Annotated in this window: 22 protein-coding genes and 3 pseudogenes; 6 read left to right on the top strand and 19 right to left on the bottom strand. The window is 69.1% G+C overall.

Going from position 1 to position 25,381, the window contains the following annotated elements:
- Positions 1–31 precede the first annotated feature (31 nt).
- The 16 genes and pseudogenes from lxmK to AB0M92_RS36630 form a co-directional block, all read right to left on the bottom strand.
- Entirely contained in the window at positions 32–1,144 is a 1,113-nt protein-coding gene (gene lxmK / locus AB0M92_RS36555; protein ID WP_366106683.1) for a class V lanthionine synthetase subunit LxmK, read from the bottom strand.
- Entirely contained in the window at positions 1,141–2,469 is a 1,329-nt protein-coding gene (locus AB0M92_RS36560) for an insulinase family protein (RefSeq protein ID WP_366106684.1), read from the bottom strand. The genes lxmK and AB0M92_RS36560 overlap by 4 nt, the downstream gene beginning before the upstream one ends.
- 59 nt (positions 2,470–2,528) lie before the next feature.
- Positions 2,529–3,830 carry a pitrilysin family protein gene (locus tag AB0M92_RS36565; RefSeq protein ID WP_366106685.1) on the bottom strand — a complete coding sequence of 434 codons (1,302 nt, stop codon included), beginning with the start codon at positions 3,828–3,830 and terminating at the stop codon, positions 2,529–2,531.
- Positions 3,831–4,005: 175 nt separating this feature from the next.
- Positions 4,006–4,152: an LxmA leader domain family RiPP gene (locus AB0M92_RS36570; RefSeq protein WP_366106686.1), complete on the bottom strand. Its 147-nt coding sequence runs from the start codon at positions 4,150–4,152 to the stop codon at positions 4,006–4,008.
- A 211-nt stretch (positions 4,153–4,363) separates the two neighbouring features.
- Positions 4,364–5,344, bottom strand: a complete 981-nt coding sequence (locus tag AB0M92_RS36575; RefSeq protein WP_366106687.1) for a hypothetical protein — start codon at positions 5,342–5,344, stop codon at positions 4,364–4,366.
- Positions 5,341–5,955, bottom strand: coding sequence for a flavoprotein (locus AB0M92_RS36580; protein WP_366106688.1), 615 nt, complete (start codon positions 5,953–5,955; stop codon positions 5,341–5,343). The genes AB0M92_RS36575 and AB0M92_RS36580 overlap by 4 nt, the downstream gene beginning before the upstream one ends.
- Positions 5,948–6,964 carry an LLM class flavin-dependent oxidoreductase gene (locus AB0M92_RS36585; RefSeq protein WP_366106689.1) on the bottom strand — a complete coding sequence of 339 codons (1,017 nt, stop codon included), beginning with the start codon at positions 6,962–6,964 and terminating at the stop codon, positions 5,948–5,950. Before AB0M92_RS36585 ends, AB0M92_RS36580 begins: the two co-directional genes overlap by 8 nt.
- Positions 6,961–7,338 carry a nuclear transport factor 2 family protein gene (locus AB0M92_RS36590; RefSeq protein ID WP_366106690.1) on the bottom strand — a complete coding sequence of 126 codons (378 nt, stop codon included), beginning with the start codon at positions 7,336–7,338 and terminating at the stop codon, positions 6,961–6,963. Before AB0M92_RS36590 ends, AB0M92_RS36585 begins: the two co-directional genes overlap by 4 nt.
- Before the next feature lie 10 nt (positions 7,339–7,348).
- Positions 7,349–7,810: a hypothetical protein gene (locus AB0M92_RS36595; protein ID WP_366106691.1), complete on the bottom strand. Its 462-nt coding sequence runs from the start codon at positions 7,808–7,810 to the stop codon at positions 7,349–7,351.
- A gap of 260 nt (positions 7,811–8,070) precedes the next feature.
- Positions 8,071–8,877, bottom strand: a complete 807-nt coding sequence (locus AB0M92_RS36600; RefSeq protein WP_366106692.1) for an ABC transporter permease — start codon at positions 8,875–8,877, stop codon at positions 8,071–8,073.
- On the bottom strand, positions 8,874–9,827 hold the full coding sequence (locus AB0M92_RS36605) for an ABC transporter ATP-binding protein (protein WP_366106693.1): 954 nt from the start codon (positions 9,825–9,827) through the stop codon (positions 8,874–8,876). The genes AB0M92_RS36600 and AB0M92_RS36605 overlap by 4 nt, the downstream gene beginning before the upstream one ends.
- A gap of 664 nt (positions 9,828–10,491) precedes the next feature.
- A pseudogene (locus tag AB0M92_RS36610) lies at positions 10,492–11,889 on the bottom strand (Tn3 family transposase); the annotation flags it as partial.
- Positions 11,890–12,093: 204 nt separating this feature from the next.
- Complete coding sequence (locus tag AB0M92_RS36615; RefSeq protein ID WP_366106694.1) at positions 12,094–13,251, bottom strand: amidase; 1,158 nt, start codon at positions 13,249–13,251, stop codon at positions 12,094–12,096.
- Positions 13,252–13,297: 46 nt separating this feature from the next.
- Entirely contained in the window at positions 13,298–13,975 is a 678-nt protein-coding gene (locus AB0M92_RS36620) for a hypothetical protein (protein WP_366106695.1), read from the bottom strand.
- Between the two features lie 297 nt (positions 13,976–14,272).
- Positions 14,273–15,211: a helix-turn-helix domain-containing protein gene (locus tag AB0M92_RS36625; protein WP_366106696.1), complete on the bottom strand. Its 939-nt coding sequence runs from the start codon at positions 15,209–15,211 to the stop codon at positions 14,273–14,275.
- A gap of 437 nt (positions 15,212–15,648) precedes the next feature.
- Positions 15,649–15,897 (bottom strand): annotated as a pseudogene (locus tag AB0M92_RS36630) (hypothetical protein); the annotation flags it as partial.
- A gap of 138 nt (positions 15,898–16,035) precedes the next feature.
- On the opposite strand from AB0M92_RS36630, the gene AB0M92_RS36635 reads away from it, so the two are divergent.
- A complete protein-coding gene (locus tag AB0M92_RS36635) occupies positions 16,036–16,986 on the top strand; it encodes an alpha/beta hydrolase (protein WP_366106697.1) in 951 nt (316 codons plus the stop codon).
- A gap of 20 nt (positions 16,987–17,006) precedes the next feature.
- Positions 17,007–17,537, top strand: a pseudogene (locus tag AB0M92_RS36640) (ATP-dependent DNA ligase); the annotation flags it as partial.
- A gap of 242 nt (positions 17,538–17,779) precedes the next feature.
- Here the strand turns inward: AB0M92_RS36640 and AB0M92_RS36645 are convergent.
- Together AB0M92_RS36645 and AB0M92_RS36650 are read right to left on the bottom strand one after the other, a co-directional pair.
- Positions 17,780–18,037 carry a WhiB family transcriptional regulator gene (locus tag AB0M92_RS36645; protein ID WP_366106704.1) on the bottom strand — a complete coding sequence of 86 codons (258 nt, stop codon included), beginning with the start codon at positions 18,035–18,037 and terminating at the stop codon, positions 17,780–17,782.
- Between the two features lie 571 nt (positions 18,038–18,608).
- Complete coding sequence (locus AB0M92_RS36650; RefSeq protein WP_366106698.1) at positions 18,609–19,886, bottom strand: MFS transporter; 1,278 nt, start codon at positions 19,884–19,886, stop codon at positions 18,609–18,611.
- Positions 19,887–20,116: 230 nt separating this feature from the next.
- Between AB0M92_RS36650 and AB0M92_RS36655 the strand changes: the two genes are divergently transcribed.
- The 4 genes from AB0M92_RS36655 (at position 20,117) to AB0M92_RS36670 (ending at position 24,666) form a co-directional block, all read left to right on the top strand.
- Entirely contained in the window at positions 20,117–22,060 is a 1,944-nt protein-coding gene (locus tag AB0M92_RS36655; RefSeq protein ID WP_366106699.1) for a prolyl oligopeptidase family serine peptidase, read from the top strand.
- A complete protein-coding gene (locus AB0M92_RS36660) occupies positions 22,057–22,227 on the top strand; it encodes a hypothetical protein (protein WP_366106700.1) in 171 nt (56 codons plus the stop codon). The genes AB0M92_RS36655 and AB0M92_RS36660 overlap by 4 nt, the downstream gene beginning before the upstream one ends.
- A 97-nt stretch (positions 22,228–22,324) precedes the next feature.
- A complete protein-coding gene (locus AB0M92_RS36665; protein WP_366106701.1) occupies positions 22,325–23,623 on the top strand; it encodes a cytochrome P450 in 1,299 nt (432 codons plus the stop codon).
- A gap of 734 nt (positions 23,624–24,357) precedes the next feature.
- Entirely contained in the window at positions 24,358–24,666 is a 309-nt protein-coding gene (locus AB0M92_RS36670; protein ID WP_366106702.1) for a hypothetical protein, read from the top strand.
- A 268-nt stretch (positions 24,667–24,934) separates the two neighbouring features.
- Here the strand turns inward: AB0M92_RS36670 and AB0M92_RS36675 are convergent.
- On the bottom strand, positions 24,935–25,381 hold a 447-nt coding region (locus AB0M92_RS36675), incomplete at its 5' end, for a VCBS repeat-containing protein (RefSeq protein ID WP_366106703.1).

A 25,381-nucleotide genomic window follows, 5' to 3' on the forward strand; every position in this document is an offset into this window, starting at 1 on the left:
ATGGGGGATGATGTGGGGCTCGACATGGCTGTCAGTCCTCCAGTCCGAGTGTCTTGGTGACAGCGGCCGGATCGACCAGCACCGTCCTGGCGGTCCCCAGCGCTGCGCGGTCCAGAGGGGCCAGACTCGGGCGCCGAGCAGCCGCTGCCATCACGCGGTCGATGAGGTGCCAGCCCGCGAAGGCGGCGCTGCGCTCGCGCAGCGCCGCCTCGAACGGCCGGCCGGTGGAGCGGTATCCGGTGCAGAACTGTTCGATCAAGGGGCGCCGTCGGACTAGTTCGCGCACCCCCCGGGCGACGAGCTCGCGTCCCGAATCCGCGATATCCGCCGGGTCCGAAGAGTCCTCGGTTCCGGCCCCCGGGAGCTTGCGCAGCGCGCGATACAGCCATTCGCCGACGAACGCGCCGAGGTCTCGGGCCGGGTCACCCCAGCGCAGCTCTTCCCAGTCGATCAGGTGGGGGACGCCGTCGGCGAAGAGGAGCTGATCGAGGCGGAAGTCGCCGTGGATCGCTCGACGGTCGGCGGACCGGTCCTCGCTGTCCCTCAGGCGTCGGAGCGCCGCGGAAAGCGCGTCATCCTGCTGCAGGATGCGCCACAGTTCCAGCTCGGCGAAGCTGGAGTTGCGGTGGACCTCCAAGGGCAGCGCGTCGAGGTACGAGACGGGAGGCAGGACAGGCAGGCTCGTGTCCAGAGTTGTCGCGGAGGCCGGGTTGATTCCGTGGAGAGCGCCGATCATCTCGCCGACACGGAATGCGTCCTTCTCCTCGAACGCGTCGTCGTCCGCCCGTTCGGCACCTGTGCGGGCCCCCGGCAGGAGTTCGAAGACGACGAGCGCGTCCTCCTGACTGCAGCCGAGGTAGCGCGGGGCCTTCAGTGCCGCCGCCGGGGAACCGGCAAGGAGCTCTTCGAAGGCGAGGATGTTCTTGAGGCGCCGGGAGACATCTGCGTCAGGTCCCTCAAGACGCTTGACGAAGACGTTGGCCCCGCTGGTCGTTCGGCCGGCCCAGTTCTCGTTGCGACCGTTGTGTGCCACCACGTTCGCGCCGTCGAGGGTGCCGAGGCCCAGTCCGGCCAGGAGGTTCGCGACCGCCGGCACGGAGTTCACATCGGTGACCTTCGTACGGTAGCGGTGATCGGACGTCACCGTGATACCCCCATGTCGGATCGCTGGAGCGGGGAGGGGGCCGGGAGCCCGTGAGGCACGTCGTCGATGCGTTCGAACCGACGGACCGTGGTCCCGGGAACATCGGCCAGGGATACGGCAAGTGCTGTCGCATTGCCGATCACGACCGTGTCGAATCCCTTGGGGTCGAAGTGATGGAGCGCCGCCCCGACGACGTCCCCGGCGCCGACCGCTGCGAGGGCCAGTGGGTAGTCGTCCATCCACTCGGGGCCCACGCCCTCGGAGAGCAGGTTGGCAAGCAGAGTCGCGTGTGCGGAGGGGGAGACCAGGGCGGTCGCGATGCGTCCGGCCAGCAGTCTTTTCGCCACCGCGATCTCCTCGTCCGTGGGCGGGCTGGAGATCATGGCGGCCAGTTCGGCCCTTGTGTCGCGAAGGGCGAGGGCGGCGGTCGCTTCGTTCGCCGCCAGGCGGACCACGGTCGTGGGGCTCCCCGCAACCATCTCGGTCGCCGACCCCGCCATGTACGCGTATCCCTTCCGCTCCCGGATGTTCATGGCGAGGCGAGAGGCGACCCCCGCTCCGAAGACTGCGTTCGCGATGTCCAGGGCGGGACGCCGTGCGTGCGTCCGGTGCAGCCCTGGGCTCATCATCAGCAGCTCGGCCTGTGCGGACTGCGGCCGGTGGACGAGTACGACCTCGTCGGCGGCGGCGGAAGGAAGAGCCGGGAGGTCCTGCGGGGCTTCGTCCCTGCGCCATCCGGAGAAGGCCTCTTCCATGAGGGCGGCAACCGATGAGCCCTGGACTTCGCCGACGAGGACGAGGATCGCTCCGTGCGGGGTGAGAGACGAGGACTGCAGGCTGCGGACCGCCCCGGGCTCGACACCCCTCAGAGCCGCGGGGGACGGCAGTTCGTGCGGCATGGTGTTCTCCGTACGGCACCTGCGCAGCAGGGTGGTGAGCGCCATCCACCGCGGTTCGCCGCGCCGGATGGCGACCTGCGCTGCAAGACGGTCGCGGGCCTCGGCTATGGACGCGTCGCTGAACCGGGGCTCCGCCAGGTGCCGGCCGATCTCCCGCAGGACGGAAGGCAGAGAAGCCGCGGGGGCGTAGCCGAAGACTCCGATCCATTCGGCGTTCCGGGCGGAGTCGATGTCGGCGACGGCCCAGGCCTGTGCGTGTTCACCTGTCTGTCCGCCCGCCGCGTGCAGGAGCACATCGCTGAGGATGTGGGTCGCGGCGGCATGCGCTTCCCCTGCGGTGGGGCACGGGATGTACATGCGGATCTCGACCAGAGGGGCAGTGCTGTCGGGGACCACGACACAACGCAATCCGTTGGACATGGTCATGTCCACTGCCGGCCGGGGCCGGGCGAAACCATCCATTTCGGGGTAGCCAGCTCTCTTCGCTACGTCGTCGGCTCTGCTGCTTGGCGCGGGACGGCCTGGCTGGTGACCAGGCGGAGCACCGCCCGCTGATCGGTGAGCAGCGCGCGGGCCGCGTCGGTCACCGCCTCGGCCCCGATCGTCAGGATTCGACCGGGCAGTTCATCCACGAGCGCCGGGGCGTTGTGGAGAAGCTCGTACGTCCCCATGGCCCGGGTGCGCGCCAGCAGGTCGGCGTTGCGTCGGGCGGACCTCGCGGCAACCCGGGCCCCCGCCGTGGGCACGAGATCGTCAAGTGCATGCGTCTCGGCGAGCCCGGCCAGTTCGCCGTCGATTTCGGCGAGCACCGATTCGGGGTCGGTGTGCGGATGGTGGGTCACAGCCAGGGCGAGGGTGTCCGGGGCACGTGTGTCCAGTGCATTGAACAGTCCGCAGCCCGCCGACACGTGGACGGCGGTGCCCTTCTCACGGACCAATCGCGTGTGCAGCCGGGACGATGAGCCTCCGGTGAGGATCTCGCACAGGACCATGTGCGCGAGGTAGGCGTCCAACTCCGTCCCGGGGTCCGGAAGCTGATAGCCAAGGGCAAGGGCCGGGAGCGAGGCATGTACGTCCTCTCGCCGGCCGTGACGAGTGGTTCGCGGGAGTTCCTCGCGCAGCATGGCCGGGGCCGGCTTGGGGCGGTGAGGAAGAGCGCCGAAGACCTCTTCGATGTAGGCCGCAGTGCGATCAGGGTCGAAGGCCCCGCAGACGGTGAGGACCGCGTTGGCGGGCACGTAGTGCGCGCGGTAGAAGTCCACGGCGTCGGCGACGCTCGCGGAGTCGAGGTCTTCGAATGCGCCGTATCCGTCGTGGGTATTCGGGTACGTGTTGTAGAGGAGCGCGGGCAGGGGTATCCAGGGAAAACCGCCATAAGCCCGGTTGAGGATGTTGAGCCTTATCTCTTCCTTGACGACGGCTCGCTGATTGCAGAGGTTCTCCTCGGTGATGAGGAGTGCGTGCATGCGGTCCATCTCCATGGAGAGAACCTGCTCCAAGCCATCTGAAGGAAGGACTTGATAGTAGTCCGTGTAATCCTGGTGCGTGGATCCGTTGACGGAACCACCGAGGCCCTGAACGTACGTCCAGTGGGCCATTTTGGCGTGGTTCTCGCTGCCCTGGAACATGAGGTGTTCAAAGAGGTGCGCGAATCCGCTCCGATTCTCCACCTCGGACCGGAAGCCCACGTCGTAGTGGACGCTGATGGCCACGACAGCGGCGGAGGGGCGGGGTTCCAGCAGCACCCTCAACCCATTGGGGAGGGAAAACCGTTGCAGTTCAGACATTCAGGTTCCTTTGTGGCGCTGCACGAGGTGGAATGTGCACACGCCGTGGGGCTGCGGCTGAGCCGCAGCCCCACGCTATCCTTGGATCTGAAACGCTGGCGCCGACTCGATTTTTGACGGGATCAGTTGGCGCCAGCGTGTCAGCTTCACAGGGACTGTGCAGCTAGGAGCTGCTTCAGCAACCCTCGACCCAGGTGGCCGCGGAGACCGTGATGGTGAAGACGGCCGGCGAGGTGGCAGGCGCCTCGTCCTGGGCGCTGGCGGCCAGCTCCTCGGTGTTGGTGTAGACGGTGTAACCCTCGATGAGCTTCTCGGCGTCCATGGGACACCCCTTTCTTATGCGGGTTCCGATTCCGAGTGACCCCGGAACCGCTTGCTGAAACATTTCTATCACCGTCCGGGCGGCTGCCCAAAGCTTTTTTGAAGAAATGAATCGAAGATTTTTCCGTATCGAATTCGGGCATGCCGAATTGCCGGGCGGCGTAAACCGCCCGGCAAATGGAATCTGTTATTCAGGCCACTGGGTCCGGCTGTTAATGCCAGTCAATGGCGTCTTTCCCGTTTCCGTCGAGCAGCTCCGCGACAAGTTCCAGAGCGACTGAGAACCACCAGTCGTCCCAGCCCGCGAATTCGCAGTAGTCCCTGACATGGGCGAGCACGGTCAGTGTGGCGACCATTCCAGCGAGTGGTGACAGATCATCTGTGTATCCGTCCAAGAAGGCACGGCCCAGTCGGGACCACTGGGCGGCGGCCTCCTGGCCGCCCTTGCGCGTGATGATGCCGCGCAATTCGGTGAGTTCGCCGAGCACCCGGCCGGTGTCGAGAGCTGCCGGCCCGACCTGCACGTCTTCCCCGATGAGCAGCACGCACGGCAGATCACCGAGGCCGGGGACGAGCACTCCGGTCCCCGGGTTGCCGTGCAGAAGCACTCTCCCGGCTCTGTCGTCGAGTGCGGCATCGCACCAATCCCGCAACTTCCCCCAGCGCCCCTGTCCGAGCTGGTCGCGGGTCAGGGCCGCAAGTCGGCGCAAGGGCTCCGAAGCCGTGGTGTCACCACCTGCGAGCCAGTGCGCGAGCCGGTGCACTCCCGAACGGTCGGGCCTCCGGTCCGCCGCGAGAAGAGCGACATCCGCAGGAGGTGCGGCGTGCAGATGCCGCAGCAGGGCTCCCAGTTCCCGTAGGAGTTCACGGGCCCTCGGGTATGACTGACTGGGATGCTGCTGCATCAGCAGCTTCCCCAACGACCACGGGCCGGGGGCCGGATACACGAGCGCGTGCCCGTCTTGCCGGGGCAGGGACAGGCGCAATGCGGTGACGGGCAGGCCGCGCAGCAGGCATTCCACCGGACGGTTCGGCACCTGCATCTGGACCGACCGTGCGGGGCCGGCGGACCGCACCCACAGGTAGGCGCCGTCGTCGGCGTCACTCTGCCCAGCCTTGCGCCGGTACACGGACGTTCTGGTGAAACGGGTTCCGAGCTCATCGACGAGTTCCCCGTAAAGGTGTGCGCTCACGTGGCTCGGCGTCCCGCGGATCCACTGTTCCCGAGCGATCGTTCCATCAAGGTCAGAAGCCCGGGCAGCTCTGGGGGCACGAATGCATCGTCACGGCCCGTTGTGGAACTGGGCCCCCTCTGGGGATGCAGGATGCTGATGTTCGGACGCTCCTCCAGTTCCTTGAGGTGACGGCGCACCACGGGGTTGTGGATTCCCCCCGGGGGCAAGGAAGGGGCAAGCCCGATGGGAGCCTGCGTGCATTGCAACGCAAGCATGGCCGGGGTGTCACCCAAGCCGATGGCGAAGCGGCTGACGAAGTTCATGGTGGCGGGATACACCGCAACCGCCTCGGCCCACTCCGCCCATGCAACGTGCCGGGCCGTGGTCTGCGGTGTGTCCGGCCAGACATCGAGGGCCGTCTCGGTTGAGCTGAGCGCCGACAGCGCTTCGCGTGTCACGAACCGCTCTGCGCTGCGCGTGACGACGACGCGGCATTCCGTTTCCGGGAGCTCCATCCGCAGCCACTTGACCCAGTAGGGCAGGAAGGTCACACCGATGGCGCCGGTCCCCACCAGGAGGAGCCTGCGCGGGGTGAACCTGAAGGCCGCAGGTGTGGTGGGTTCAGACATGCTCGTGCTCGAGTTCCCCGAGGACTGCGCGCAGGTCGACGAGAGCGGCCTCGATGCCGTGTCGCACCAGAACGCCGGAGGGACTGAGCACGACCTCGTCGACACCCGAGCGGAAGTACTCCCGAATCCGCTCCGCGATCTCACCGGCGGAACCCGTGACGAAGACCTGGTTCTCGACCAGCGCGTCGGCGCCGGCGTTCACGTCCGCGGGATCGGCATGCACTCCGGCCCCGCGGAGCATCGACGTGTAGTGCTCCGAGCTGAGATGCATCCTGTTGGCGGCCAGGACCAGATGTCGCACGTCGCGATCGGAGCGGTCGACCGCGAAGTGCACCAGTGACACCACGCGCGGCATGCTGCGGTCCTGGCTCCGGGCGCCCTCGCGCAAGTTGGGGAGAAGCGTGTCGCGGAGGTAGGGCAGAGGGGTGAGCCAGGTGATGGCGGCATCCGCCACTTCGCCGGCGAGCCGGGCCATACCCGGCCGCAGGACGCCCAGGCCCACGTGCACCGGAGGATTCCCGAAAGGCAGCGCCGGCAGGGCGCCGTGCAGGACGTGGTACCGGCCGTCTCGACGGACCGTCTCCCCGGTCAGTGCCTCTCGCACGGCCAGCACGTACTCACGACTCGCGGTGAGCGGGCTTTGGTAGGTGGAGCCGCGGAGCGAACGGACGAAATTGGCTCCGCCGGGACCGAACCCCGCGATGACCGACTCCCCGGTGAGGGCAGCGACCGAACGCGCCGAGGCCGCAGCCTCGTACGGATGGCGCAATGCCATGACGCTCACAGCGGTACCAACGGGTATACGGAGCCCTTGACCCGCGAGATGCGAGAAGACCTGATTCGTGTCGAGTGTGAGGGACTGTCCCATCCACAGGCGGGTAAGGCTGGTGTCGCGGACGAGTTCGGCAAAACCGGTGACGTCGGCCGGTCGGGCCGGCATCACCGGGAAGAAGACCGAAACATCTCCAGCCGGGGGCAGCGCCCCCTGGCGGGCCGGGGATGCGTTCATCTCTCTACCTGCTGACCCACGAAGTTCACCTGCTGAATCAGCCCGTCCCGTATGCGATATATGGCGACAACGGTCGCCGCGTCGCCGTCCACGACGACCCGCTCTTGGTCGATTACCAATTCGCCCTGAACAATGCGGCCCAACACCGTGGCCCGGGCGGGCTTGGTCGCGAACTGCTGGGCGTACATCCCGCGCAGTGCCTCCTGCCCGGTAACGGCGGGGACTCCGTCGATCAAGAGTTCGGCTTGGTCGGCGTAGCAGTCCATGAAATCGTCGAGCGACTGGCTGTTGTAAGCATCGATCTGACGCTCGACCAGTTGGGCTTCCACGGTATCCACCGGTAGGGAAACCAATTCCTTCATTTCGCCACTCACGGAAATTTCCTTACGGTTTAGCGATTGCTCGTATTGCTCGTATTGCTGCGTCGGGATCGTCCGCCGCAAAATAAATCTTCTTCGCCGCTACAACGCCGGGCTTCCCGAGATCCAGAATCAGGGGTTGATCAAATTCCATGTACATATTCACGCTGGCGCCGACGGAGCAGGCAACGGCGTCACCCTCATCCGCGATGGAGCGAAGCCCTCGGCCGGTGACCGTGCGAATCCCCCTACCGACAGAGCTGATGGCCTGGACCGGGATTTCCACTGCACCGAGAAACCCCGTCCTCAGCGTGATTCGCTCGTAGTCGAGGAGGTGCGGATGGCGATGCATTGCGGCAACCGCACCGAACCCGATCAGAATGATCGAGACTTCCAACAGCGCATGCGCCGGCCGCAGAACGGGAGGCACCATCCTTGAGACGAGGAAAGCCAGGACACCCTCCATGACACACAGAATGATGATCATCTGGCGAGTGTCGGAAGAGTGTCGAAGCGACGTCGCCTGGTCGACCCCGGAAAGAGGCCGGCGGGCAAGCCAATCGCGGAGGGCTCCGCCCTGTACTTTTGCCATCCCGAGCTTGGACGGCTTCGGAATCGCTTTCGCTGCAGGCGGAGTGACGGACACTTCAGATCCTCCCTCGTGCACACCCGGAGAATCCGACTCTGCGGGCATCGTATGGAATGTTTCGAATTCGGCCTGATCGTGGTTACGGCCTACAGGGGACGTCACTTGCGGGCCTCCCAGCGGAACCGCGTACGGGCGGCCCACACAGCAGCGGCCGTCCACGCGCCGGCGCCCACCAGGTCAGGCAGCGCCGCAGACCAGACAGCCTCTCCGTCGAGAGCGCCGAGCCACCCCACGCGAACGAGATCCATAACCGACGTCAACGGCAGGTACGCACACCACTCAGCCAGCCAGGAAGGCATGGCTGCCGAAGGGATCGCCAGACCCGATCCGGCAACGGAGACCAGAAGCAACGGCATCGTGGTCAGTTGCGCCATCTCCACGCTGCGAGTGACGTTCGCTGTGCAGGCGGCCAGCGCCGCCACCAGCAGCGTTCCCACCAGGATCCCGATCGTCAGCAGTGCCGGGTCGGCCGGTGCCACCAACCCCAGCACGCTGATGCCGAGACCAATGACGAGGACGCACTGCGCCCATGCCACAGCCGCAGCAGGCAGAGCGGTACCGGCGAGGATCTCGCCATCAGTCAGGGACCCGGTGCGCAGCCGCTTGAGAACCATGCCTTCCCGCCGTGCCACGAACGCGCCCACCAGATTGGAGTACACGACGAACAGCAGGACCATGCCGATCGTGCCGGTCACCAGGATGGGCCTGGCGTCGACTCGCACCTGGCCCTCGCCCGTGAAGGTCGAGGGGACGAAGGAGTACATGATCAACAGTGATCCGAAGGGTAGAACGAGGGCCGAGAAAAGCGCACTCTTGTTCCGCACCAGCATGGTCAACTCTGCGCGCCCCAAGGCAAGGAGCCGATTCCCCCGGGATGAAATCACCGAGGACAGGTTCGTGCTCATGATCCCACCTTCGCGGATCGTGACTGCCCGATGGGAGTCATGGCAAGAAAGGCGTCTTCAAGTGTCGCGGACCTCGCATCGAGGCCTTGCAGAACGACCTCGTGCTCGTTGGCCCACACCAGCAGAGTTGTGAGGACGGGCTGCAGGTACTGGGTATGCAGCACGATCGTCCGTCCGAGAACCTCACGCCTCGTCACGCCGGGCATGGCGGGCAGCGCCTCCGAACAGCCCGGGGGAAGTTCGAACGAAACCCGGGAAGGGTGGTCCGCAATCACATCAGCGGTGGTCCCCTCGGCGACAACGACGCCACCTTGCAGGATGGCCACGCGGTCGGCGATGCCTTCCGCTTCTTCGAGGTAGTGCGTCGTCAGCAGAACCGTGGTCCCTTCTTGCCGCAACTGCTGGACGATCTCCCAGGTGTCCCGACGTCCCTCGGGGTCCATCCCGGTCGTCGGCTCGTCCAGAAACAGGACCTCGGGCCGCCCCATCACCGCGAGCGCCAGATCCAGGCGGCGGTGCTCCCCGCCGGACAACTGCTTCACGGGCACCGAGAGGCGGCTTTGCAGCCCCACGAGGCTCAGTACCTCGGACACCGTTCGGCCAGGGCGAGCACACCGGGCCCAGAAACGCGCTACTTCTGCGACCGTGAGATCTGCGGGGAATCCGCCAGTCTGAAGCATGACGCCGGTTAATGGGCGCACACGTGTGCGCTCCCGGAAGGGGTCGTACCCAAGTACGCGTACCGTGCCGCCGTCCGCGGGCGCCAGTCCCTCCAGCAATTCGACGATGGAGGTCTTCCCGGCACCATTGGTCCCCAGGAGCGCGAAAACTTCGCCCCGGTGGACCTGCAGCGTCACACCACGTACTGCCCTGTACTCGTTCCTCCCCCCGGCCCCGTACGTTCTCTGCACGTCACGCGCGTCGATCACCAAACTGTTGTCTTCGTTCATGATTCCAGTCTCGTGTCGTTCGCGAGCAGCCGACAGTGCGATATGTCATCAGTGGTCGATGCCATTTGGCATGCGCTCCGCGGAAGACTGTCGAGAGGGTGTCCCGCGTGCTCCGTCCAAGTTCAGCCACCCTTTCCTCCAGCGGGAGTTGATCAAAACCCGCAGTCTGGCCTCTGTCAAACTCATTCATCGTGAAACCACTTCGAATCGGCCTTCCTTCGCACAGTTTTGGCCAGACCGCGATCCGAGGGCCGTCGGTTTTCAGTCATTGTCGACACGGGCCCAATATTCCGCTTTCGGTCACAGCCGTAGCCACTGCCAGACCCGGCGGGGGCGTGAGCGTCTGCGCCCTCGTGTGCCTGGCGGAAGAGCCTTCCACCTGCCCGTTCCCGCCTCGGCCCGCAACGCGGTTCCGCTGGCGGGAAGAACCCAGCCACATGCCTGATCGGCATGCGCTTGGCTGGATCTGCGCCGGTGCGCCGGCCACCGAGGATGCTTGCGGTGCGGTCGAGGAAGCTGTGGCCAATCTGGCTTCGGGGCGTGCGTGTGAGGTGTCGGGCGAGGGCGACGGTCTCGGGGTAGGTGACGAGATCGCGCCCGGTGCGGGCCCAGGATGTGCCGCCAGTGTGCGGCGGGTTGGTCGCTGCGAGGCGGGTCAGGCGGTGTGGACCTCGAACAGCAGGTCCGGCAGGTCGATCCTCGGGAGCATCGCCTCCGTGGTGGCCTTGAGCCAGGTCAGCGACTCCGGCTCGCCGACCGCGCCGAGCTTGTCCACCGACAGGCGGGCGCGTCCGCCGCCCTCGGGGACGACGATCTCCACCTTCGCGTCGGCGCCGGCCTCCTCCAGTCGGTCGGCCATCTGCCGCCATGCCGCGTCCAGCCCCTTCACGAGCTGGGCCGGGTGCTCGCCGGCGTCCTCGGTCAGGGACAGGCCCGCGAGCACGTCCGGGCGCATCGCCTCCCACCGCGGACCGTCCAGCAGCCGGGCGCGCGGGTCCGCCACCGGTTCGACGGGGCGGCACACGTCGCGCCGGTTCAGGGCGCGGTGGAGCTGCTCCAGGACGCACACCAGGTACGCGTCGCGGTCGACCGCGCCCTGCGGGAGCTTGGCGCCTGTGAACACCGCGCGCTTCCACATGGCCGGCACCCGTTCGGCATCCACCTCGCGGGGCAACAGTGGCCGGTCCTTGACCCGGCGCCGCGAGAGCGCGGGCAGGCGGCGTACGGCCTTGAGGATGCGCCGCCCGGCCGGGGCGGCGCCCAGCGCGTCCGATTCGCCGAGCAGGGACAGGAACGGGCGCACCGTGTTGTAGCGCAGGGCGAGCATCTCGCGCGCATCGCGGCTTCGGCCGAGCCGTCACCTCGGGCACCAGGGCCTCGACGGTCGCCACCGCGCCGGCCACCGCCGTACGCGGCACGGCTTCCTCGACCGCCGCCCACAGCGCGGCGACGTCCAGGTCCGCCTCGTGCCCGGCGACCAGGTCCAGCTCCTCGGTGAGGATCTTCGACGCCTTCGCCAGGATCCGGGCCGCCTTCTCCAGCTGCCGCACCACCGCCGTCAGCAGCGCGGTCCGCCTCGGCTCCGGCGCCCGCTCGATCGTCCGCGCCTTGCTCAGCTGCCCGTACCGGGCCAGCACGGACAGCCGGTTCACCGGCACCCGCGACAGGTTCACCCGGCCCAGCGCGAACGCGGAGATCTCCTCCACCCGCTCCATCGCCCGCACCATCGCCGTGCCCGTCGACTTCACCGGCGGCGTGCGCAGCCGCTCCAGCTCCGAGACCCGCCTGCCCTCCGGCACCACCAGCAGCTCCGCCAGGGCCGGCGCGAGCACGGGATCGGCCCGGTACGTCGCCCTGGCCACCGCGTCGTATGGACGCCGCTCGGCCGTCGTACGGGCCTCCGACACCTGCCGGGCCGGCACCGAGACCCCGGGCAGCAGCACCCGGTTCTTCGGCCGCCACGTCACTGCGTGGTTGAACAGCGCCACCGGCCCTCGGCGTGCGTCCACGCCCGTCCGTACAGGAAGCTGCGGAACTCCCGGCCCCACTTCCGGTCGGTGAACGTTCCGTACGCCTCGGCCTGCTCATCAGTCAGAAACCCAACCGGCACGATCGGACCGTAACCACCGCCGACACCCACTCGATGATCTTTCCGGGAAGCTCAGCGAGGCCGCAGAACGGTGTCCTAGCCGACCAAGACCAATCTCACCGGGATTTTCCGTACGCCAACTTCTCACACCCGGACATGGCCCTGTTGGGAGGGCTCTCACTGTGTTTGCGCGGATTGAACTGGGCAGATCCGGGCGGCAGTATCGAGAAGCAAGGTGTCGCCATGGTGGCGGACGATCAGTTGGAGGCCGACCGGCTCGCCGTCGGGCGTGGTTCCGGCGGGCAGCGTGAGTGCTGGGTGGCCGGAGAGATTGAAGGCCCAGGTGAGTGCCACGCTCATGCGCGCTCCGGGGCCGTCGTGGCCGTGTGGGGGGTGCGGGGTGGTGGGGGTGGCGATGATGTCGACCCGGTCGAAGACGGTACGCAGACTCCTTTCGTTGGCCGCCATCAGCGCCTGCGTGCCTTGATCTGGAGAACCGGCGCGCAGTGCGGTCCAGGCTGGTGCCGGATCATGCAGCTCCACTGGCAGCTCAACGAGGCTGACGACTCCGGCTTGCGTGATCCGGTGCAGGGCGCGCCAGGCGGTGTCCGCGACGGACGGGTCGGTGGCGGCGTACCCCAGCGTGGGCGTCCAGGCCACCGTCGGGGTTCCGGCCGGTGGGAGGCGCGTGATGTGGGGGGCGACGGCGTCGAGGTAGGCGGCGGCATCCTGTGGACTGCGGGTGAGTACGCCTGGGCTGTTGAGCCCGACGCGGTCCCGGGCGGGCAGCAGCCCGTTGGTGGGCTTGAAGCCGATGATGCCGCACCAGGCGGCGGGGATGCGGACCGACCCGGCCCCGTCGGATCCGGTGGCGATAGGTACGAGACCGGCGGCTACTGCGGCTGCGGACCCGGCCGATGACCCGCCGGGTGACCATGCCGCATTCAGAGGGTTGAGGGTGGGGCCACGGTCGGTGGAGCCGTAGGTCTGCCAGCCGGTGCCGGCGCGGGGGACGGAGGTCGCTCCGATAGGCACACATCCGGCGGCGACCAGGCGCTGGTTCTGGACCGAGGTCGGGCCTTCACTCGCCTTGACCCCGATCGGTACCCCGGCCAGCGGCAGGCGGGCCCCACCGGCCACCGCGGCATCCACCTCTGCCGCTGCAGCGCGGGCGGCGTCCGCCCAGACGGCCGTGAAGGCACACAGGGCGTCATCGCGTTCGGCGACCAGAGCCAAGGCGGTCTCGACGACCTCGCGGGCGGTCACCTTGCCGTGCGTGACCAGGTCAGCAATCTCGACGGCGGACAGTGCCGTATACAGGCGATCTTCGAGCATTCAGTCTCCCAGTGCCGGTGGTCGTCAGCGCGCGGGGCCACCGCGCTTATTGTTCATGTTCTGGGTATGCCGGGGGGCCGCGCCCTGGTCGGAAAACAGGGCGCGAAGTGCTTGTTCCAGGCGCGCGGCCCCCACTTCGCATCCGGGCTGCGGAGGTCCTATGGGTCAAGTAGGGGGACCTCGGAAACGACCAGGGCTGCAGGTCGGGGTCCGTGACTTGGCGAACGATGCGTTCCATGAGCACGGCCATCTCCACCGGACCCACCCCGCCCGGGACCGGGGTGATGTTCTGAGGAATGCTCGTGGCGCTCGGGTGCATGTCGCCAGCGAAGCTGCCATCGGGCTGCGGGCTGAAACCCGAGTCGACGACCACGCGGTGGTGGGGGCGGATGTGCTCGGAGGTGAGCAGGTGGGCACTGCCGGCGGTTGAGACGACGATTCGCCGCGAACTGGCTGAGCCGTGACATCGTCTACGACCAGAGCGCGTACGCCTCCGACCCGGACGGCGACCACGCCTACCGCACCGACTGCTCCGGCTTCGTCTCCATGGTGTGGCACGCCGGTACCAGCTACACGCCCACGCCCCAGAGCCTGCCGGGCACCGCCGCCACCATCTCCAAGTCCGAGCTCCAGCCCGGTGACCGCGCTGAACACCCTGGACGGGCACGTGGTGCTCTTCGAGAAGTGGGTCGACAAGGCCGCGGGCAAGTTCTCGTACATCCACGAGGCGAACACCAACGACGACATGATGTGCGGCCCGGCCTCACCCGCGGATCACTCCGGCGCCTCGCAGGCCGCGGTCCGGAGCCGGGTCAGGAGCCGCGGGGGTGACCGGCAGGGATCCGCCGCAGGGCGGTGCGGGCGCGGACCGTTGGCGGCTCGACTCACTCGCCGGCCGCAGCCGCGCACTGCTCTTCCAGGTCGGTGCGCGCGATCCGGTGTCTCACTGGACCGCCTGGGAGGAAGGTGAGGTACCGGCCGGCCGTCCCCTGCCAGATCTGGGGCAGGGCACGGGCATGCTTCAGACTGTGCGTGGTGTGCGCGACTTCTCGACGCTGCGAGCAACTTCGCCACACGGGGTGGCGGCCCGGTATTCGGAGGGAGTCATCCCGTATGCGTCGCGGAACGACCGGCTGAACACGGTGCCACTGGAGAAGCCCCAGCGGGCCGCGATCGTCTGTACGGGGTGACTGCTCGACTCCGGGCGACCGAGGTCAGTGCGCGCACGTTCCAGCCGGCCCTGGCGGATGTAGGCCGCCACACCGACGGGATGGTCGGTGAAGAGGGAGTAGAGGGAGCGCAGGGAGATGTTGCACCGGTCGGCGACGGCTTGGGGCGTCAGGTCCGGGTCGCCCAGGTTGTTCTCGATGAAACGGGTGACGCGTTGAAACATCTCCTGAGCGCGCGCCTCGGCCGGCGCTGCGTCAGGGGTGCCGAGTTGCTGCGCCAGACAAGCGGTCGCCAGGTCGAGGGCGATGGACCCCATGCCGGCTAGCTCCGAGGGCTGACAGCTCGGGCCCTTGGCGAGCAGAGTGCTCAGAAAGCCGCCGAGGATCGCACCCGTTCCCCTGTCGCCGCGGATGCGCTGCCCGAGGAGGCCTTCCACCTTGTCGTGCCGCAGCGGCAGGATCGAGCGGGGGACCTGGAGAATGCCCACCGTGGACTGCTCCTCGACACTTGCCCCTTCGCTCGGACGCGAGGTGTCCGTCAGGACCAGGTCCCCTGCGGCAATCGACTCGTGACCTCGCTGGGTGATCCGGAAAGAGCCTCGGGTGACCAACGCAAGCTGAAACTGCTCGGGATCGCCCTTGCGCACATGAGCCGACGTGCGGCGCGACACCACTGGGGAGAAAGTCAGCGCCGACAGTCGCACGGAACCCAGCTCCAGGTCGGCCATGTCCGCGTGAAAGCCGGAAGGGTGACTGGCGCTGAGGCTGACGGGCATGACGTGGTTCGACACCGCGTCACAAAACCACTCAAACATATCGGCAGACGGCGTACCGTCAGTTTCGGGATCCGCTGATCTCACTTACCCCCCGTTTCCTTACAGTGCAACAGTCGCTATCCGCCATGGCTGAATAGGGACCCTGGGAGACTACTGCGTCCCAGCCGGGTCCATCGCGCCGCTGCGCCCACGCCCTACGCCGTGCTCGCCGTCACGGTTGGCGCGGGCGCGATGCGTACCAATGGGACTGGTGGTGCTGGTGTCAGACCCCGCCCTCGATGAGCGGCCAACCCGAGGGAACCTGGGAAGACCGTTTGGCCATCGAAGGCCCTCCCGGCATGAATCCTCTTTCTATAACGCTGCGGGCCGGGGTGGCGTACGGGCAGAAGTGATGGACAGGTGTGGGCGTCGGTCCGTTGTCCGGCGTCCGGGGTGGTGTGGCTGCTGGCGGTGAAGATGCGGTCGAGGTGGTGGCGGAGTACGGAGATGGCTGGCTCTGGTGTCCGCTGGTTGACGAGGATGCTGGTGCCCATGGTCGCGGTCATGGCGAGCAGGCTGATGGCCTCGGTGCGTGCGTCGGCGCTGGCCTCGGCGGCCACGTCGCGCATTCCGACGGCGTGCAGCCCTCGCCGCCCGGCGACTTGGATGAGAGCTTCGGCGATCTGGGTGCGCCGTTCCTCGTGGTCCACGCGTTTGGGCATCAGTGCTTTCTCCGGTCGTGGGTGGGGTGGGTGGTTCGGGCTCGCAGTCCGGTTCGGGCCGAACATCTTCATGGTACCGTCGTATCAACAGCATGGTACGTTCGTATCACGAAGACCTGGGCTTCCTGGAGGTGCCCCGTGCCCGAGAACACGACCCGAGTACGCCGCGACATCGGCCACTACGTGAGCGACGAGCTGCGCGACCGCTACTTCGCCACCTGTGACGTCCTCTATGCGAAGGGAGCACCCGTCCGCTCCGAGGCAGACGTCGAGACGAGCTTCGGCACCACCCACGTCTACCGGTACGGCCCCGCCGACCCGCCAGCCGAGTCACGCACGCCCGTGGTCCTGATCCACGGCTCGGGAGGCTGCTCCGCCCAGTGGTACCCCAACACCCTTGCCCTCAGCGCCGAACGCCCTGTCTACGCCCTCGACACTCCCGGCGACCCCGGCCGCAGCGTCCAGCGCGAGCCCATGTGGCAGCCCGAGCGCGCGGCTCAGTGGATGGATGAGGCCCTCGACGCGCTGGGCCTCGACAAGGTCCACCTGGTCGGCTCCTCCTACGGCGGCTGGCTGGTCATCAACCAGGTCCACCGCAGGCCCGAACGCCTCGCCTCGGTCACCGCCCTCGACCCGGGCGGTCTGGAGAAGGTCGGCCTGCGCTTCTTCGTCTGGATCTTCGCCAGCCTCTTCGCCACCTACGCCCCCAAGGCGTGGCGCCCCCGTCTCGCCAAGTGGCTGGAACAGCCGGTGATCGTCGTTCCCGAGCTCCGCGCGATGATCCAGGCCAGCGTGAAGGCCTTTCGGATCCGCCGCCCGGCGCCGTTGCCGCTGTCGGACGCGGAACTGGGCTCCATCCGGACGCCGTTCTACCTGATCATGGGCAAGCGCAGCCTACTCGTGCACCCGAAGCGGCAGCTGGAGCGCGTACCGCGCCTGATCCCCGGCGCCCGCGCCGAGATCGTCGCCGCGACCGGCCACGGCCCGCAGATCGACCACCCCGACCTGGTCAACGCCCGGATGCTGAGCTTCATGGAGGACATCGACTCCCCCGACCCGGCGGCGGCACGCGGCACCGCGAACGCGTAGCCGCGAGGCCGAGACGCGAACTGTCCAACAGCGCATGCCCCAAGCTCGACGGGCACCGGTTGCTCGTGTTCACTCTGGACGGTCCGGGTGGGCGCGTGCAGCTCCAGACCCGCCGCGGCGCCCCGGTCCACGATGCGTTCTCCGGCCTCGTTACGGCGGCAGCGCAGCTGCCTGTCGGCCTGGTCCTCGATGGCGAAGTCCTCGCCTGGGACGGGGAGGCCGGCGCCCCGTCCTCCGAGGGCCTGCAACGCCGCGCCGCCGCCCGCGCCCGCACGCCCCCGCGGCCCGCCTGCCGGCCCATCTACCTAGCCTTCGACGTCTTGATGGCCGACGGCATCGAACTGCTCACGCTCCCGTATGAGGAGTGCAGGCGCCGCCTTGAGGTCCTGTTCGTCTCCCGCGCACTCACCCCGCCATGGACGCTGTGTCCGATGACCACCGACGCGGCGACGGCGGGGGAGTGGCTGGAGTCCTGGACCGACGTACTCGGCCTCGAAGGCGTGGTGGCCAAGCCGATGGGCGCGCCGTATCAGAGGAGCCGCCGGAGCTGGACCAAGATCAAAAGGAGAGACACCGGCGAAGCCATCGTCGGCGCGATCACCGGCACCCTCACCCGCCCCCAGCTCCTCGTCCTCGGCCGCCACGACGACACAGACCGGCTGCGCACCGTCGGCCGCACCACCACGCTGCGCCCGGAGCAGGCCCGCCAGATCGCCGAGCATCTGGCCCCGGCCGACCCGGACACCCTTGTGGAGTTGAACCCGCCGGAAAAGGGTACCGAGTGCAGGAGAGGTCAGGGGTGGAGACGGGCTCGTGCCTCCCGGGCCCTGCGGCGTTTGACGGCGCGTCGTTCCTCTTCGGTGAGGCCTCCGCACACGCCCATGTCCATGCCCCCTTCGAGAGCCCACTCCAAGCAGCGCTCCAGGACCGGGCATCGGCGGCACACCGTCTTGGCTTCCTCGGCTTGGAGCAGGGCTGGGCCACTGGTCCCGATGGGGAAGAACAGGTCCGGATCTTCCTCGCGGCAAGCCGCTCGGTGACGCCAGTCCATCGTCATGCCTCCGTTCACGTAGTCGGTCGCTCCTCCCGCACCTGACCGGGATCCGCGGCTCTATGCGGCCGGCGAGCTGAAACGGGAGCGGCGTCGCCATGCCCTCGTCCGACACCGCGGTGAGCAGTGCTGGCTGTCGGATCGCTTGGTGCCGTGCGCCAGGCCTTCGTCCTGCACGTCGTGCCGCAGTACCACCGGCTCTTGCGCGATCCGTCAGGAAGGGCTGCGCGCACTCGCTGCACCGCGGGGTCTTCCTGCTCACCACGTCACCAGCGTGCCCCTTCCCGCCCACTCGTGACCATCACCGCGGCGATCCGCTCGGTGGCTTTGTTCACGAGATTGAAGAACTCGACCAGGTCGCGGGCGAGGTAGGGGGGACCGGCGTTCGAGCGTGTAGGCGGAGGCGGAGGCGAGCTCGTCGCTGGTGATCTCCAGCGGCCTCCAGATCCGCCGCATCGAGCTGCGCGAGGCCACCGCGGCGGGCTCGGACGCGGAGTACCGCGAGGAGGGCTTCCGGCGAACCCCACCGCCGCCTGACCCTCGTCCACCGGGATCTTCTGGGAAGGCCAGGTCAGTTCGGGTCCTCGGTGGCCCGGAGGCGGCGCAGGGCCAGGATCAGATTGCCGCTGCCGAACGTCGCGAGCGCGGCGACGCCCCACAGGGCCGCCGCGACACCGGCCCGGTCCAGCACGGCGCCCGCGGCCAGGAAGCCCAGCGGCCCGGCCAGGGTGCTGATCGTGACCACGGCCTGCAACACCTTGGGCCCGAAGCCGTCCGGCAGCCGGGCGGAGAGCAGGCCCATCAGCGGCGCGTTCGCCAGGGGCGCAGCGGCCGATGACAGGCCGACGGCGACGACGAGCGCGCTGGCCGGCACGGGCACCAGGAGCGTCCACAGGGGCAGAGCGACGCAGACCAGGGCCGTACAGGCGAGCCGTACGGGGGCGACCCGTGCCGCCAGCACATAGGCGGCCACCGAGCCCACCAGGCCACCGGCGCCGTAGGCGGCGATCAGCAGGCCGGCGACCCTGGCGTCCCCCTCGAACCGGGCGAACGCCAGCACCGGCATGGTGATCATCTGGGTTCGCAGCATCAGCCCGAACACCACGGTGGACAGCATCGCCCGGCTCAGGAACCAGTCGCCGCACAGATGCCGCACCCCCGCCCACAGGCCGCGGGGCCCGGCCGCGGCCCCTCCGGACCCGCCACCGCCTGCCGGGACGCGGCGCAGCAGCAGCAATCCGGAGAAGGTGAACGAGGCCGCGTCCAGCCATATCACCGATGTGGTCCCCACCAGCGGGATCAGCGCGCCCGCGAGCGCTGGTCCAACGAACGCCGAGCCGTTCGTCACACCTGCCAGCGCGCTGTTGGCGCGGGCCAGAGAGCGGGCGTGCGGGCTCAATAGTTCCATCGCCAGCACCCGTTGTGCCGCGTGGTACGGAACGGCCAGCGCCCCGAGCGCCACGACGATCGCCATGAGGACGGCCAGATTGAGCGCGCCCAGGTTCTGCAGCAGCGGGATCAGCGCCACCACCGGAGCGCGGGCGAGATCGGAGATGACCATGGTCCGGCGGGCGCCCAGGCGCTGGATGACCTCTCCGCCCGCGAAGCCGAGCAGCGCCATGGGCAGCACCTGGCCAGCGAAGACCAGGCCCGCCCGGGTGGCCGAGCCGGTGGTCTCCAGCACCAGCCAGGGCAGCGCGAGCATGGTCATCTGGGTGCCCAACGCCGTCACCGCGCCCGCGACATAGACCGCCGTCAGCGCACGGCTCGGCCTGCCACCCGGTGTGCCGTTCGGCGCTCCGGCGGGTGGGACGGGGGCTGTGCCGGGCTGGGTCGCCGCGATCGTCATCGGGTCGCCTCTTTCTCCTCGGTGGGTCCGGGCCATGTGGTCGCCCCCGCACCCTGTCGCCCGCCCACCGTCCGGTGCCAGGGAAGGACCGGCAGTGGTCACTGTCGGTGCCGCTGCGCTTTCTTCCCTGCCGCGCAGCCCGCCCGTCCGGCAGTGTGATGGACGTCGGAGCCCATCACAGCCAAGGCCACCGGCGGCGGAAGCGGACACCAACGAAGGGAGGGACGGCGATGAGCGGCGGTATCGGACCGGCGGTGCACGTCCCGTCCTTCGCCGCCGGCGACGGGCGGCGAGCGGTCGAGACCCGGTATGTGGACGGTCTCCCGCAGATCGTGGCCTGGGATCTGACGACAGGTCAGCGCCGCCAGGCGACCACCGCACCGCTGGGTGTGGAGACCGCCGCCATCGAGCCGGACGGCCACGGCCTGTGGTGGTTCGACGCCGCTCCCGGCGGTCAAGGCCGCTGGCTGCGCGGGCCGTTCGAGGGCGGCCACCCGCGCCCGGCGCTCGACGGCGTACCCGCCGGGCGGATGCACGGCCTGGCCTTCGACCCCCGCAGCGGCCTCGCCGCCGTCGGCGTCGGGGTCGCGGACCGCTCGCGGTACTACCTCGGCCGACCGGGCGAGCGCGCCCGCCTGGTGGCCGAGGAGCCCGGCTATGCGGCAGTGGTGGGCCTGGCCCCCGGCGGCCGGCTGCTGGCCACCGCGGGGTACCCGGCCGGACCGGCCGCGGTCCGGCTGTGGTCACCGGCCTCCGGCGTCCTCGTGGACGCCATCCCCGGCGCAGCGGGGGACGGCGACGGGGGCGCGGTGTGGGCGCTGGGCTTCCGCCCGGACGACCTCACCACCGCACGGCCGGAACTGCTGCTCGTCCTCGAACGCGCGGGCCGCTACACCCTGGCCTTCTGGCGGCAGGGCGAGGGGATCCGTACGCACGGTCCCGGCTCCGCCCTCGACTTCGATACGGAGATCACCGCCTGCTGGTACGGGCCCGGCCGCACGGCGCTGGTCCAGCAGGACCGGGCGGGACGCAGTCGCCTGCTCCGCGCCGACCTCGACCGCGGTACGACGACGGTGCTTCCCACGCCCGAGGGCACGATCATCGACTTCTCCTGCGCACCCGACCGCACGGTCCACTGCCTGTGGAGCCGCGACGGCGAACCGCCCCGGCCACTGATCTGCCACCCGGAAAGCCCGAAAAGTGCGGAGCACCCGGAACCCCCGGAACGTCCCGACAACTCCGGCCACTCCGGCCGCTCCACGACGGCGTCACGCGGCACGGCGCCCGGCGGAACGACCGGATCCGGGCGTCGTGAGCTGTGGACACGTCGGCCGTACGGGCAGATCCACAGCTTTGTGGCCACCCCGCCCGGCCGCAGGGCGGGCCACCGCCCCTGGCCGACGGTCTTCCTCGTTCACGGCGGGCCCCACACCCACGACCGGGACGCCTATGACGGCCGGACCGAGGCCCTGGTCCGGGCCGGATTCGCCGTGGTGCGCACCAACTACCGCGGCTCGACGGGCTACGGCCCCCGCTGGCGGGACGACTTCGGCCACCGGGTCGGCCTCGCCCAGCTCGAAGACCTCGCCGCGGTGCGCGGCCACCTCATCGACGCGGGAGTCGCGGAGCCCGGCCGTACCGGCCTGTGCGGCTACTCCTGGGGCGGCTACCTGACGCTGCTGGCGATGGGCGTCCAGCCCCGGCTGTGGGACGTGGGGCTGGCCGTCGCCCCGGTGGCCGACTACACGGCGGCGTACCGAGCGACGACGCCGGCGCTGCGGGAGGTCGACGACCGCCTCTTCGGCGGCACCCCCGAGCAGGTGCCACACCGCTATCGCGCGGCCTGCCCGATGACCTATGTGGGCCGCGTACGCGGCCCGCTCTTCCTCGCCGCCTCGGCGGACGACGAGAAGTGCCCTCCGGAACAGATCGAACGCTACCTCGCCGCGCTGCGGCGCCACGACGTCCCGCATCGCGTCCGGTGGCTCGGCGGCGGACACGACCTGGGCCGAGACCCAGCCGGATACGCCGCCGCCTGGTCCGCCATGGTGCGCTACGCCGACGACGCGCTGCGCACCTCCCCCAGAACCGCCGACCACCGCAACAGCGGGCGGACCGGCTCGCACCACCCCGTCCACCACACCGAAGAAATTGAAGAAAGGTCAACCCCATGAAGCGTCACGGACTGCGCGTCGACCCCATCAGCGCCACCGAGCGGGAGCGCGGGCTCATCATTCATCCGGACACCCAGGCCGCCCTGGACAAGGCGGTCCCGGTCCGGCCGAACGGCCCGGCGCCGGCCTGCACCACCCGCACGAAGAAGAACACGGAGAAGAAGTAGTCGCCTGTGCAGTGAGCCCAAGCAGCGCCGTAGCGGGGTGCCAAGCCCGGCACCCCGCCCGCGGCGCCGGCCGTGCCGGTGAGGACAGGAGCACATCATGACCACAGCTACGGCAGCACCCCGGACGAACAGTCCCCGGCCGCAGAAGCACCGGCCGGACGAGCCCGAGACGACGGAACCGCGCCAGAAGCCGCCGACGTTCCTCAGCGACCCGTACCCGACCCTGGCCAGGATGCGGGAATCGGCGCCGGTCTCCGTGCTGCACGGCGACGGCGGCCTGCGGCTGTGGATCATCCCGCGCTACGCCGATGTCCGGGCCGCGCTCTCCGACCGCCGCTTCGCGCAGGATGCGCGGCGCGCCCAGGCCCTGGCCGACAGCCGGGTCGAGGGCGTCAACCTGGGCACCGAAATCACCCATATGCTCAGCAGCGATCCGCCCGACCACACCCGCCTGCGCCGCGTGGTCCAGGCGGCGTTCAGCCGCAAGCGGGTCGAGGCGATGCGGCCGATGGTCGAGCGCATCACCCTCGAACTCCTCGACGGCCTGGACACGGCAGCCGCGCGCCACACGACCCGCACCACCACCGCCCCGGTGGACCTGGTACGTGACTTCGCCTTCCCGCTGCCGATCCTCGTCGTCTGCGAACTGCTCGGCTTCCCGCCCGAGGACCGCGACCTCTACCGGAAGTGGTCGACCGCCATCGTCACCCAGGAGGGCGACCACGCGGCGTTCCTGCGAGCCGTCCAGGAGATGGGCTCGTACGTCCTGGCCATCGCCGACCGCCGTATCCGCCGCAATGAGCGTCCCGCCGATCTGCTCACGGAGCTGCTGGCGGCCCGCGAGCGCGGGGAGCTGACGGACGACGAGATCGTGGGCATGGTCGCCCTGCTGCTGATCGGCGGGCATGAGACCACCGTGAACCTGCTGAGCACCTCCTGCCTCGCGCTGCTGCGCGAGCCCGGCCAGGCCGCCTGGCTGCGCGCCGATCCCACCCGGATGCCCACGGCCGTCGAGGAGTTCCTGCGCTACGACTCCCCCATCTGCATGGCCACCACCCGCTTCACCACCGAGCCGGTGGACGTCGGCGGGGTGGTGATCCCGCAGGACGAGTTCGTGCTGCTGTCCCTCGGCGCGGCCAACCGCGACCCGGCGCGCTTCCAGGACCCCGACCGCCTCATCCTCGACCGCCAGGACGCCGGCCATCTCGCCTTCGGCGGTGGCATCCACCGCTGCCTAGGGGCCCTGCTCGGCAAGCTGGAGACCGAGATCGCGCTCACCGCGCTCCTCGCCCGCTTCCCCGGAACCACCCTGGCCTGCCAGGAGGGCGACCTGCGCTGGCGCAACACGATGATGCTGCGCGGCCTGGAGGCGCTACCCGTCACCCTGCGCCGCTGACCCCGCCGCCCTCACCGTCGCGGCCTGGGCCGGGTCGGTCAAGGAGAACGGGACACGGGGCGCGCAAGGTGGAACCGCGCCAGACGCACGTCAGGCGAACGGCCCGCCGACCGACGCCGCCCCGCCGATCAGGCGCTCGCCCGGGATTGGGGCCGAGGGCGGCGCCGAGGATCTCCCCGTCGTTGTCCGCGATAGCCGAACGAAGAGGTCTGTCCGTGTTCTGGGGCCGGCGGCGCCGCAGGGGGTGCATGTACCGGTATGGCTCGTGAACGGATCCGGTGGACCTCGTCGTGGACCGCGCTCGGGAAATCGTGGACGGGTACGCGCCGCTGAAGGTCACGCTGCGGTAAGTGATGTACCGCCTCGCAGCCGAGGGCGTGCTGCTGCACACGTCGCCGATGTACCCCCGGCTGTCCGCCTGGCTGGCTCAGGCCCGCCGTGAGGGTTGGTTCCCCGACCTGATCGACTCCGTCCGCCCAGTCCACGTTCTGTCGGCCAGGAGCGCGCCCTGTACGTCGCTGCGGAGAAGGACCTCCTCCGACAACAGCAGACCGGCTGGCTCAAGTTCGCGGGCACCCCCGTGCTCATCGTCCGCGGCTTCGGCTCCCAGTCCTACGCCGACGTCGTCCGTGACCGCGTCGACCGGGAGCAACGCGAAGCGCACCTTGTGGTGGTCGGCGATTTCGACTGTTCGGGCGAGGACATCGAGCGGGACGGGGTGGAGCGCGCACGGGGTGCTGGTCACCCGCGAGCAGGTCCGCGCGTACGGGCTCCCGGCGGCCGAGGGCAAACGCGACGACCCGAGGTGGCCGGCCTTCGGCCGCCGCTACGGCTTCGGCATCGAGCATCCAGTCCAGTGGGAGGTGGAGGCGCTGGAGCCGGACGAACTTCAGAGCCTGGACCTGGCCGCCGTCGACCCGTACACCGACCGTGACGTCCTCGCCCGGGAGATTGCCCGCGAGGAGCAGCAGCGCAGCGCCCTGGAGGAGTTCGCCGGCAGGTGGGGCGCGGGGGCCGGGTGGCGGTGCCTCGCTACTGCTTGAGGCGGTGGAAGCAGCGTTCGACGACGTTGCGGCGCCGGTAGACGGCCCTGTCGAAGCGGCAGGGCCGTTCCCGGTGCCGGGCCCGGCCCGCGAGCTGGTCGACACGCTCAGGCCGAACCCGAGGTCGCCCCGGCTGGCCGCCGCTGCCCAGCTCAGCTCAGCGGCCCAGCATCACAAGATCAGCGACAGAGCCCGTTCATGTGTACGCCGACACGCGCCGCCATGGCGCGGCCGAGCTGGGGAACGCACCAGGAGTCGACCGGCCCGATCAGAAGCCGGACCAGAGGCCGGTGCTGCCGAGCATGTTGGTGCCGCCGCTGACGGTTCCGGTGCCGTTGCCGGTGTAGAGCTTCATGTTGTTGTTCGCATCGATGCCGGCGATGTCCTGCTTGCCGTCGTTGTTGAAGTCGCCGGCCAGCAGGGACCGGAAGCCCTTCCACAGGCCGTTGCTGCCGAGCATGTTCGTACCGCCGCCGACGTTGCCTGCGCCGTCGCCGGTGTAGAGCTTGAGGTTGTTGTTCGCGTCGATGCCGGCGATGTCCTGCTTGCCGTCGCTGTTGAAGTCGCCGGCGGTGATGGTTTTGAAACTCTTCCACAGGCCGGTGTTGCCGAGCATGTTGGTGCCGCCGCCGACGTTGCCTGCGCCGTCGCCGGTGTAGAGCTTGAGGTTGTCGTAGGCGTCGATGCCGGCGATGTCCTGCTTGCCGTCGCTGTT

This window comes from Streptomyces sp. NPDC051582 (assembly GCF_040681715.1).
Lineage (GTDB): Bacteria > Actinomycetota > Actinomycetes > Streptomycetales > Streptomycetaceae > Streptomyces.

Excerpts from the sequence above, each read along its gene's own strand:
- AB0M92_RS36615 (WP_366106694.1), bottom strand. The coding sequence starts at position 13,251 with ATGCTCGAAGATCGCCTGTATACGGCACTGTCCGCCGTCGAGATTGCT.
- AB0M92_RS36585 (WP_366106689.1), bottom strand. The coding sequence starts at position 6,964 with ATGAACGCATCCCCGGCCCGCCAGGGGGCGCTGCCCCCGGCTGGAGAT.
- AB0M92_RS36645 (WP_366106704.1), bottom strand. The coding sequence starts at position 18,037 with ATGGACTGGCGTCACCGAGCGGCTTGCCGCGAGGAAGATCCGGACCTG.
- AB0M92_RS36665 (WP_366106701.1), top strand. The coding sequence starts at position 22,325 with ATGACCACAGCTACGGCAGCACCCCGGACGAACAGTCCCCGGCCGCAG.
- AB0M92_RS36655 (WP_366106699.1), top strand. The coding sequence starts at position 20,117 with ATGAGCGGCGGTATCGGACCGGCGGTGCACGTCCCGTCCTTCGCCGCC.
- AB0M92_RS36605 (WP_366106693.1), bottom strand. The coding sequence starts at position 9,827 with ATGAACGAAGACAACAGTTTGGTGATCGACGCGCGTGACGTGCAGAGA.
- AB0M92_RS36570 (WP_366106686.1), bottom strand. The coding sequence starts at position 4,152 with ATGGACGCCGAGAAGCTCATCGAGGGTTACACCGTCTACACCAACACC.
- AB0M92_RS36580 (WP_366106688.1), bottom strand. The coding sequence starts at position 5,955 with ATGTCTGAACCCACCACACCTGCGGCCTTCAGGTTCACCCCGCGCAGG.
- AB0M92_RS36600 (WP_366106692.1), bottom strand. The coding sequence starts at position 8,877 with ATGAGCACGAACCTGTCCTCGGTGATTTCATCCCGGGGGAATCGGCTC.
- AB0M92_RS36660 (WP_366106700.1), top strand. The coding sequence starts at position 22,057 with ATGAAGCGTCACGGACTGCGCGTCGACCCCATCAGCGCCACCGAGCGG.
- AB0M92_RS36560 (WP_366106684.1), bottom strand. The coding sequence starts at position 2,469 with ATGACCATGTCCAACGGATTGCGTTGTGTCGTGGTCCCCGACAGCACT.
- AB0M92_RS36565 (WP_366106685.1), bottom strand. The coding sequence starts at position 3,830 with ATGTCTGAACTGCAACGGTTTTCCCTCCCCAATGGGTTGAGGGTGCTG.
- AB0M92_RS36595 (WP_366106691.1), bottom strand. The coding sequence starts at position 7,810 with ATGATCATCATTCTGTGTGTCATGGAGGGTGTCCTGGCTTTCCTCGTC.
- AB0M92_RS36650 (WP_366106698.1), bottom strand. The coding sequence starts at position 19,886 with ATGACGATCGCGGCGACCCAGCCCGGCACAGCCCCCGTCCCACCCGCC.